Source organism: Streptomyces bambusae (assembly GCF_019400985.1).
GTDB classification, from domain to species: domain Bacteria; phylum Actinomycetota; class Actinomycetes; order Streptomycetales; family Streptomycetaceae; genus Streptomyces; species Streptomyces bambusae_A.
Genome location: NZ_WTFF01000389.1, coordinates 1 through 6,093, shown reverse-complemented (window position 1 = coordinate 6,093; position 6,093 = coordinate 1). Strand labels below are relative to the sequence as shown.

General features: G+C 73.7%; 6 protein-coding genes and 1 pseudogene. 4 read left to right on the top strand and 3 right to left on the bottom strand.

Features of this window, described 5'->3' with window-relative positions:
• Positions 1 to 312: pseudogene (locus GPJ59_RS32270) on the top strand (GHMP kinase); the annotation flags it as partial.
• Positions 270 to 1,394, top strand: a complete 1,125-nt coding sequence (locus GPJ59_RS32265; RefSeq protein WP_219671468.1) for a pyridoxal-phosphate dependent enzyme — start codon at positions 270 to 272, stop codon at positions 1,392 to 1,394. The pseudogene GPJ59_RS32270 and the gene GPJ59_RS32265, both read left to right, overlap by 43 nt.
• A gap of 56 nt (positions 1,395 to 1,450) precedes the next feature.
• Here the strand turns inward: GPJ59_RS32265 and GPJ59_RS32260 are convergent, their stop codons facing one another.
• Together GPJ59_RS32260 and GPJ59_RS32255 are read right to left on the bottom strand one after the other, a co-directional pair.
• Positions 1,451 to 1,672 carry a helix-turn-helix domain-containing protein gene (locus tag GPJ59_RS32260; RefSeq protein ID WP_030724363.1) on the bottom strand — a complete coding sequence of 74 codons (222 nt, stop codon included), beginning with the start codon at positions 1,670 to 1,672 and terminating at the stop codon, positions 1,451 to 1,453.
• Positions 1,672 to 2,163: a DUF2975 domain-containing protein gene (locus GPJ59_RS32255; RefSeq protein WP_219671467.1), complete on the bottom strand. Its 492-nt coding sequence runs from the start codon at positions 2,161 to 2,163 to the stop codon at positions 1,672 to 1,674. Before GPJ59_RS32255 ends, GPJ59_RS32260 begins: the two co-directional genes overlap by 1 nt.
• 201 nt (positions 2,164 to 2,364) lie before the next feature.
• Between GPJ59_RS32255 and GPJ59_RS32250 the strand changes: the two genes are divergently transcribed.
• Together GPJ59_RS32250 and GPJ59_RS32245 are read left to right on the top strand one after the other, a co-directional pair.
• Positions 2,365 to 2,937 (top strand): PadR family transcriptional regulator, encoded by a 573-nt coding sequence (locus GPJ59_RS32250; protein ID WP_219671466.1) that lies wholly within the window; start codon positions 2,365 to 2,367, stop codon positions 2,935 to 2,937.
• A gap of 69 nt (positions 2,938 to 3,006) precedes the next feature.
• Positions 3,007 to 4,725, top strand: a complete 1,719-nt coding sequence (locus GPJ59_RS32245; RefSeq protein ID WP_219671465.1) for an acyl-CoA dehydrogenase family protein — start codon at positions 3,007 to 3,009, stop codon at positions 4,723 to 4,725.
• A 77-nt stretch (positions 4,726 to 4,802) separates the two neighbouring features.
• Here GPJ59_RS32245 and GPJ59_RS32240 read toward each other — a convergent pair whose 3' ends face one another.
• Positions 4,803 to 5,918: a hypothetical protein gene (locus tag GPJ59_RS32240; protein WP_219671464.1), complete on the bottom strand. Its 1,116-nt coding sequence runs from the start codon at positions 5,916 to 5,918 to the stop codon at positions 4,803 to 4,805.
• Between the last annotated feature and the right edge of the window lie 175 nt (positions 5,919 to 6,093).

Sequence of the window (6,093 nt, the reverse complement as noted above, 5' to 3'; positions counted from 1 at the left end):
CGGCTGCTCGGCGAGGTGGCCACCGCCAGCGCGCGGCGCGGCCAGCGGGTGCTCGGCCACCCCGAGTTCGACGCGCTGGCCGCCGTCGCCCGGCAGGTCGGGGCGGTCGGGATCCAGATCGCGCACAGCGGAGCGGTCGCGGGCGTGCTCCTCGACCCCGCGGCGCCCGGCCTGCGGCGCCGCGTGGACGGCTGTCTGCGCGCCCTGGACTCCCACGGCATCCCCGCCACCCGGATCTTCACGACCTTCGACCACCAAGGAGCTCCCGAATGGACCAGCACATCGCGGAGGCGATCGGCCGGCCGGACCTGATACGGCTCGACGACCGGCTCGTCTGTCTGCGCTTCGAGACGATGAAGGTGGTCTCCGCCCTCGCGGCGGTACGCCATCTGCTCGACACCGGGGCCGTACGGCGCGGGGACACCCTGCTGGACAGCTCCAGCGGCATCTACGCGTACGCCCTCGCACTGGCCTGTCACCGGCACGGCATGCGGTGCCACATCGTCGGCTCGACGACGGTGGACCGCACGCTGCGGACCCAACTCGCGGTGCTCGGGGCGACGCTGGAGCAGATGGAGCCGTGCAGCGACCTCAAGCTCGACCAGAAGCGGCGGGTGGAGCGGATCCACGAGATCCTCGCCGAGCACCCCGAGTACCACTGGATGCGGCAGTACCACGACGACATCCACTACCTCGGCTACCGCACCGTCGCCGACCGGATCCGGGCCGCGACCGGCGCGGACGGGCTCACCCTCGTCGGCGGGGTCGGTTCGGGAGCCTCCACCGGAGCACTGGCCCGCTACCTGCGCGCGGCCCCTGACGGGCGGTCGGCGGAGGGGCCGGCGACGGAGGGGCGGACGGCGGAGGGGCGGTCGGCGGAGGGGCGGTCGGCGGAGGGGCTGGGGGCCGACGGGCGGGCGGCGGCCGACGTCGAACTCGTCGGTGTCCAGCCGTACGGCAGCGTCACCTTCGGCTCCGAGCACGTCTCCGACCCCGAGATCATCATTGCCGGGATCGGCAGCTCCATCCCCTTCGGCAACGTCCGGCACGAGCTGTACGACACCCTGCACTGGATCTCGTTCGACGCGGCACTCGCCGGCAGCATCGACCTGCTGCGGCGGCACGCGGTCTTCGCGGGGCTCTCGGCCGGCGCCGCGTACCTCGCCGCCCGCCACGAGCGCGAGCGCACCCCGGGCCGGACGGTCCTCTTCATCGCCGCGGACACCGGGCACCGCTACGTCGACACCGTCCACGCCCGGCACCGGCAGGCGGCCCGGATCGCGGACCTCGCCCCGCACGAGGTGTCCGACCGGAGCGAACTGGCCCTCCCCTGGTCGCGGCTGCGCTGGCAGCGGGCACCGGCCCCGGCCCCCGCCGCGACCACGTCGCCGTAGCCACCCCGGGTCCCTGCCTCCCCCCTCGGGGGAGGCAGGGACAGCCCTGGGGCCCGTCATCCGCCGGCGGCGTCCTCCGCCTCCCAGCGCAGCAGGTCGCCCGGCTGGCACTCGAGCACCTCGCAGAGCGCGGCGAGCGTCGCGAAGCGCACTGCCTTGGCGCGGCCGTTCTTGAGTACGGCCAGGTTGGCGGGGGTGATCCCCACGCGGTCCGCGAGCTCGCCCACGGACATCTTCCGCCTGGCCAGCATCACGTCGATGTCGACGGCGATCGGCATCAGATCACCTCGTCCAACTCGGCCTGCATCCGCGTCGCTTCGACGTCGCGCGCGACGGCCTGGGCGAGCAGCATCCGCAGCACGAGCACGATGAGCGCGACGCCCAGGACGGCCACGCCGACCCCGCCCATGATGACGGTGACGCCCGGGTCCTCCCGCTGGCCCGGCGCGTTGAGGGCCGTGACCGCGAACCACAGGAAGGCAGCCGCCACGATCGCGCCGATCACGCCGTCCACGTACCGGAAGGCGGCGTGGGAGAACACGGTTCCGCGTCGCACCATCGTGACCAGCCGCCATACGCAGACCAGGGCGACCTGGGCCGACACCATGCCCAGGATCGTGATCACGCGCAGCGGGGTCAGCGGGAGCGACCCGTCCTCCGGGTCGCTCCCGCTGACCAACACCCACGTCATCAATGCCTGTACGAACACGGTGCCGGCGAGCACCACCACGAGCACGGCACGCAGCGCACCCACTGTCAGCTTTCCCATGACCCATCCCTCCATCGAATCGCGATGGAAATCTATCGATTTTCGATAGATGAAGCAAGGGGTCGGGTCATAGCCGTCCTGGTCCCGCCGAGCCCCGCCGAGCTCGTTGCCGGCTACCGCCCTCAGGCGGTGAGGCACGTCTCACCCCGTCGACGGTGCCGGGCCTTGCCTATGCAACTCGTTGCATAGGAGGATCGCGGTATGGCTCTTGAGCACGCGATCCTCGTGTCCCTGCTGGAGAAGCCGGGCTCGGGCTACGAGCTGGCCCGGCGCTTCGAGCGGTCCATCGGCTACTTCTGGACCGCCACCCACCAGCAGATCTACCGCGTCCTCAAGCGCATGGAGGGCGACGGCATGCTCGCCGTCCGCGAGGTGCCGCAGCAGGGCCGTCCGGACAAGAAGGAGTACTCCGTCGCCGCTCCCGGCCGCGCCGCCCTCTCCCAGTGGCTGCACGAGCCGGTCGAGCCCGAAAGCCTCCGGCACGACCTCGCCGTCAAGATCCGCGGCGCGGCCTTCGACGATCCGGCCGCGCTGGTCCGCGAGGTCGAGCGGCACCGGCAGGCGCACGCCGACCGGCTGGCGCACTACCTGGCCGGGCAGGTGCGCGACTTCACCGGACCCGAGGCTCCCGCGCCCCTCGACGCCGGCCAGGAACTGCAGCACGTCGTCCTGCGCGGCGGCATCGCCTACGAGCGGATGACGATCGCCTGGCTCGACGACGTCCTCGCCACCCTGCACCGGCTCGCCGAGCGGCCCCCACACGCACGCGGCTGACCGCGCCGCCGCCACCCCCTTCTTTCCACCGTCTCCTCGAAAACCCCTCGACCCCGGAAGGCGAGCCCCATGGCCGATCCCCTCCTGTTCAACCCGCGTACGTACGACCCGGCGCACTTCGACCCCGAGACCCGCAGGCTGCTGCGCGCCACCGTCGACTGGTTCGAGGCGCGGGGCAAGCGACAGCTGATCGAGGACTACCGCTCCCGTGCCTGGCTGGCGGACTTCCTCGCGTTCGCCGCCGAGGAGGGCCTCTTCGCCACCTTCCTCACCCCGGCCGCCGACGCCGCGCAGAAGGACCAGCGCTGGGACACCGCCCGGATCGCGGCCCTCAACGAGATCTTCGGCTTCTACGGGCTCGACTACTGGTACGCCTGGCAGGTGACCATCCTCGGTCTCGGCCCCGTCTGGCAGAGCGACAACGGCGCCGCCCGCAGCCGCGCGGCGCAACTCCTCTCCCAGGGCGAGGTGTTCGCCTTCGGCCTGTCCGAGAAGACCCACGGCGCCGACATCTACTCCACCGACATGCTGCTGGAGCCGGACGGCGACGGCGGCTTCCGCGCCGGCGGTTCCAAGTACTACATAGGCAACGGCAACGCCGCCGGGCTCGTCTCCGTCTTCGGCCGCCGTACGGACGTCGAGGGCCCGGACGGCTACGTCTTCTTCGCGGCGGACAGCCGCCACCCCGCCTACCACCTCGTGAAGAACGTCGTCGACTCCTCGAAGTACGTCAGCGAGTTCCGGCTCGTGGACTACCCGGTGGCCGCCGAGGACGTCCTGCACACCGGCCGCGCCGCCTTCGACGCCGCGCTCAACACGGTCAACGTCGGCAAGTTCAACCTCTGCACGGCCTCGATCGGCATCTGCGAGCACGCGATGTACGAGGCCGTGACCCACGCCCACAACCGCATCCTCTACGGGCGCCCGGTCACCGCCTTCGCGCACGTGCGCCGCGAGTTGGCGGACGCCTACGTCCGCCTCGTCGGGATGAAGCTGTTCAGCGACCGCGCCGTCGACTACTTCCGTTCGGCCGGTCCCGACGACCGCCGCTACCTCCTCTTCAACCCGATGACGAAGATGAAGGTGACCACGGAGGGCGAGAAGGTCATCGACCTGATGTGGGACGTCATCGCCGCCAAGGGGTTCGAGAAGGACAACTACTTCGCCCAGGCCGCGATCGAGATCCGGGGCCTGCCCAAGCTCGAAGGCACCGTCCACGTCAACCTCGCGCTGATCCTCAAGTTCATGCGCAACCACCTGCTGGAGCCGGTCGAGTACCCCGCCGTGCCGACCCGCCTGGACGCGGCCGACGACGACTTCCTCTTCCGCCAGGGGCCGGCCCGCGGCCTGGGCTCCGTACGCTTCCACGACTGGCGTCCCGCCTTCGACGCGTACGCGCACGTGCTCAACGTCGTGCGCTTCCGGGAGCAGGCCGACGCGCTCTGCGAGTTCGTCACCACCGCCGCGCCCGACGAGGAGCAGAGCCGCGACCTGGACCTGCTCCTCGCCGTCGGCCAGCTGTTCGCCCTCGTCGTGCACGGCCAGCTGATCCTGGAGCAGGCCCGCCTGACCGGCCTCGACGAGGACGTGCTGGACGAGCTGTTCGCCGTGCTGGTCCGTGACTTCTCCGCGCACGCCGTCGAGCTGCACGGCAAGGACTCCGCCACCGAGCAGCAGCAGGTCTGGGCGCTCGGCGCGGTACGGCGTCCCGTCGTCGACGAGGCCCGGTCGGCCCGCGTCTGGGAGCGGGTCGAGGCGCTGGCCGGGGCGTACGAGATGGCGCCGTAGCCCGAGCCGGGACCGGGGGCCGGGGCCGGCGCGGGATACGCGGCCGGCCCCGGCCCCCTGGCAGGGCCGCTCGGGGCTCAGCCGCACAGCTCCCGGGCCTGGCGGCCGACGCGGCGGGCCGCCCAGGCCAGGACGGCGGCGGAGCGGACGGCCAGCCACAGCGTGTCCGCGTCCGGGCCGGCGGACGGGTCGTACGCCGCGTGCCACAGGTAGGGCGCCACCACGAACGCCGCGGCCAGCACGGGAGCCAGCCGCCACAGCACGAACGGCACGGCCGCGTACCAGTCGAGGGACAGGGCCAGCAGGTCGTAGCGGGGCGCCCCCCGGTAGGCGCCCACCAAGGTGGTGCCGACCAGCGCGGGCCCCGCGAGCAGCAGCGCCGTGGCGTACGCGCCGAGCGGCCCCGAGGGCGGTCCGGACAGCAGGGCCGCGACCCAGCCGGCGCCGCCGGCGGCCCACAGGAACGCGACCGGTACCGCCAGGTGGGAGAGGGCCAGTACGCCGGGCGACAGCGGCAGCAGCAGGGCACGGCGCGGCCGGTCGGTGTCCTGGTAGGCCGGTTCGGCCAGCGCGACCGCCGCGAGGTACGGCGGGACGACGAGGAGCAGGCCCACGAACGCCGCCTTCAGGGGGCCGACCGCGCCGTGGCCCGGCTCCGCCAGCCAGTCGGCCACCACGCGGAACTGGGCGAACCCGGCGATCAGCGCCGCGCAGGCCAGCACCGGCCGCCAGGGGTGGCGCAGCAGGACGACGGCGTCCCGCCACAGCGGTACCGCCCACCGGGCGCTCGGCATCGGGAGCCGGGCCGTGCGCCGGCGCCGGCCGCCGGCCGACTGCAGGACGAGGGTCAGCGCGCGCAGGTCCAGCAGCGTCGCGCCCTGGGTGACCTCCCGCCCGGTGCGGGCACGGGCGAGGAGCGCGTCCGTCGGGACGGCCGCGACGGCCCTGACCGCGGCGCGCAGGGCTGCCGCAGCGCATGCGGCGAGGCACCCGAGTCCCGCTGCCCAGGCCAGGGGTGAGCCGTGTCTGGCCGCCGTGGCGACGGCCGCGCCGGCCCAGCCCCAGGGGCCGGACCAGGCCGCGACCCCGGTGACGGCGGGCACCGAGGTTCCGCAGGCGAGCACGGTCGCGCCGGCGGCCGCCAGAGCGCCGCCGAGCAGCCGGATCCGGCCCGCCACGGCGGGGCGGGCCACGGCCACTGGCCCCCCTCCGGACCCCCGGCCGGGCAATGGCCCGCGGGCGGCGAGGCACGACGGGGGCACACCCTGCCTCCACTCCCCCCACGCCACGCGGGCGTGTGGCCAGGCCCGGGGCGCCGCGGGACGCGGCCCGACCCCTGCCCCCGGCCCGGCCGCCGCGCATTCGCAC

Excerpts from the sequence above, each read along its gene's own strand:
- GPJ59_RS32245 (WP_219671465.1), top strand. The coding sequence starts at position 3,007 with ATGGCCGATCCCCTCCTGTTCAACCCGCGTACGTACGACCCGGCGCAC.
- GPJ59_RS32255 (WP_219671467.1), bottom strand. The coding sequence starts at position 2,163 with ATGGGAAAGCTGACAGTGGGTGCGCTGCGTGCCGTGCTCGTGGTGGTG.
- GPJ59_RS32265 (WP_219671468.1), top strand. The coding sequence starts at position 270 with ATGGACCAGCACATCGCGGAGGCGATCGGCCGGCCGGACCTGATACGG.
- GPJ59_RS32250 (WP_219671466.1), top strand. The coding sequence starts at position 2,365 with ATGGCTCTTGAGCACGCGATCCTCGTGTCCCTGCTGGAGAAGCCGGGC.
- GPJ59_RS32260 (WP_030724363.1), bottom strand. The coding sequence starts at position 1,672 with ATGCCGATCGCCGTCGACATCGACGTGATGCTGGCCAGGCGGAAGATG.